Origin of the sequence: Candidatus Mycoplasma haematobovis, from assembly GCF_001645765.1 — a bacterium.
GTDB classification, from domain to species: Bacteria; Bacillota_I; Bacilli_A; order Mycoplasmatales; family Mycoplasmoidaceae; genus Eperythrozoon_B; species Eperythrozoon_B haematobovis.
Genome location: NZ_LWUJ01000006.1, coordinates 1 through 2,960, shown reverse-complemented (window position 1 = coordinate 2,960; position 2,960 = coordinate 1). Strand labels below are relative to the sequence as shown.

Below are 2,960 nucleotides of genomic sequence, written 5' to 3'. Positions count from 1 at the left end.
TTGCTTCTTTGCTTCTTCAATCTGACTTTGATAATTCTCTATTAATAAATCATAAGTTGAAATTATTTTCCCTATTTTTTGTTGAAGTTCAAAGGGAGGATTTGGAAATGGGATTTTAAGTAATTTCGTAATAGGCAAATATTTAGCACCTATTGAAGATATAGTTGCTAATTGCCTTCGAATGTCAGAAAAATTAAAACAATATTTAACAAATCTTGGATCTGAAATATTTTCAAACGCATTAAATCCGTGAAGTTGATTAGACAAGCATGAAGGTACTTTCAAAATTGACGCATTTACTCTTCCGTTATTAGTGATACAAACTGTTTCGGCTTCATATATTCTGCTTTGCTTGATTCCCAAATCGTTGTAATATTTTCTTGCATTACCAACAAAAAACCGATCTCCCTCAACTAATTGCGACTCAATTAAAGGAACCATTCCGCCACAAAACAAAGCCGGATCATATTCAGGCTTATGAGTTTGCTTTCCAGTACTTACAAAGCCTAACTTATCTAAAGTTGTTTTTTTCCAAGTAAACAAAGTAACTTAACAAATTGAATATTTATTTTAGTTTTCTAAAAACAGCTCTAACTTATCATTTAAATCCTAAAATATTTGCACGTAGACAATAACTCCTTCCTTTTAACGTCAATTATCCCAATAATTAATCTTTTCTTTCTTCCAACCACTGACAAATCTTTCTCATATTCAAAGGGCTCAGAACACACAATCTTCCCTTGTGAAATTAAATCTAACAATCTATTTTGTCAGCCGCAGGAGAGGTAAATTCTTTTAAAGTTAACAATTTACTACTTTTTTTGATATTTACCCAAAAACCGAATATTTCTGCTTTTCGTAATAATTATTAACGAACTTAAAAAGATATCAATCTACTCAAAAATCATTTTTTCATAAAAAATCTTGTTTAACAAATCATCTCTAATTTTTTCGCATCTTCGCATCTAATTTTTCTATTTTTGATTGTATATCCTCACAAAAGATATTGAATTTTTTGATAAGTTCTTTTGTGGGCAACAATATCGATAATTCTTTAACTTGTTTTATTGGCAAATTCTTAATAGTTGTTCCGACTATAGTTTTGTTTAAAAAATTTATGTAATTAGCGTCTAGCGCTTCACAAACTAAAAAAATATAGTCTAAATTTTCAAAATTAATAATATATGTATGATCACTAGCTTCAAATTTTCCATTGTAAATTTTGATATGAAATTCACCTCCTTCAGCAATAATTAATGAAAAAGAATCATAAGAAAATCCATTAGATTTCTTAGTTTCAAAAGAACAAGTAAAAAATGGATATTCTCCATTAGGATTGGCATATCCTGCCGGTTTCTTTCCTTTTTGGATTGTTGCAATATCTTTAAGCTTTACAGTTCTTCAGCCCTCTGGCAAACCATCTTTAATCTCATACTTTTCATAATTAGGAAATCTAAGATTAATAAATCATTCTTTGTAAAGGTCTGTTCTTAGTTTTTCAAGAATCTCAATTTGTCTTTGGTGATTTTCAATTAATTCATCATAAGCCGAAAGAATATCTCCAATTTTCTTTTGTGTTTCAAATGAAGGATTAGGAAACTTAATAGTTAATAGCCTTTCTGAAGTTAAAGATAATCTAGTAGTTCCTGATTGAGCTACCGAAATACACTCCTTTTTTATGGAGGAAAAATCAAAACAATATTTTATAAATCTAGGACAAGCAATGCCCTCATAAGCTTTAAACGCATGTACATGGCAAGATAAACATGAAGGAATATTTAACAAAGAAGAATCTGCTATATTTCCTTCACTAGCAATACAAACTGTATTAATAGGGAAAAGCTTTCCCTGCTCTAAGCCTTTTTGGTTGTAATATCTACGTATTTGTCTTACAAACAGTTTAGCTTCTTTAACATCTTGTGTTTCAACAAAAGGAATAGTACCTTTTCAAAATAAATTTGGATCGTTTTTTGGATAATGCGTTTGTCTTCCCCTGCTAATAAAGCCTAATTTATCTAAAGAAACTCAATCCCAAGAATGCAACTCTCTTTATAGCTAATTAAGAAACGTCGAATCATTTAACACCCAATAAAGTAATGCCAAAAGAGCAAAAGAAGCAAGGAAAACTGCACAAGCTAAATCAATTGGTTTAAGATCTTGATTTTCCTTCGCCTCTTCTTGAACCTGTGAAACTAAAGAATAACCCAACAATAAAGGAGCTATTGTTTCCATTGATTTTGGAGAAAAAATAATATCGCTTAAGAATTGATTAACTGAAAGGTAATTAACACCCACTGAATCTCCAAAACTCATTTGCGACAAACAAGCATGCAACTTATTGATATTCTTAACTCTTCTAGTAACTCAAGCCTTTAAGCTTTTCGCCTTTCTAGACAGCTTATCTGCTTCCTTCATATATTTTGTTCTAACTTGAACCAACTTTTCTGACTCTTCAACAAACGCCATTACTAATTTATTGTTAACAACCTTTTTCTTACAAGTAAATTTATCTAAATAATCTCTAATTTTCAAAAACACAGAATAGTTTCAAACATCTCAACTTAACAAAGGTGTATTCAAAAACTGTAAATCAAATCCACTTAACAATCGATCATCAAAACCGCCTACAAAACTATCTCTGGCTTTGTTTTCTTCAGTTATCGAAAATAAATGACTAACAAAGGTATTCTTTAATAAGTTACTTACTCTAGTAGTTTTTGTTTTTCTCTTTAATTGTTTATCAACCTTTTTCTTTGGTGCAATAACAATCTCATTTTTTGAATAAATAAAAGTTTTTTGGAAATCATCTCAACCTATTTCATCGACAATTTCTTTGAAACTCAAATGTACACATCTCAAAAATACCTCCTCTAAAACAGATAGCAATACGCGTCTTTCTTTTAAAGTTAAACTATCCCTGAAATCTTTTTTTGAAAACTTCATGTGATTACGTGATTACG

Annotated in this window: 3 protein-coding genes; all 3 read right to left on the bottom strand. The window is 29.9% G+C overall.

What is annotated here, in order from left to right; genetic code table 4:
- Nucleotides 1-543, bottom strand: a 543-nt coding sequence (locus tag A6V39_RS00200) for a restriction endonuclease subunit S (RefSeq protein ID WP_187149653.1), incomplete at its 3' end; no start/stop codon positions are given.
- Nucleotides 544-942: 399 nt separating this feature from the next.
- Nucleotides 943-2,043, bottom strand: a complete 1,101-nt coding sequence (locus A6V39_RS00195) for a restriction endonuclease subunit S (protein ID WP_187149652.1) — start codon at nt 2,041-2,043, stop codon at nt 943-945.
- A gap of 12 nt (nt 2,044-2,055) precedes the next feature.
- Nucleotides 2,056-2,943, bottom strand: a complete 888-nt coding sequence (locus tag A6V39_RS00190; RefSeq protein WP_187149651.1) for a hypothetical protein — start codon at nt 2,941-2,943, stop codon at nt 2,056-2,058.
- Nucleotides 2,944-2,960: the final 17 nt, after the last annotated feature.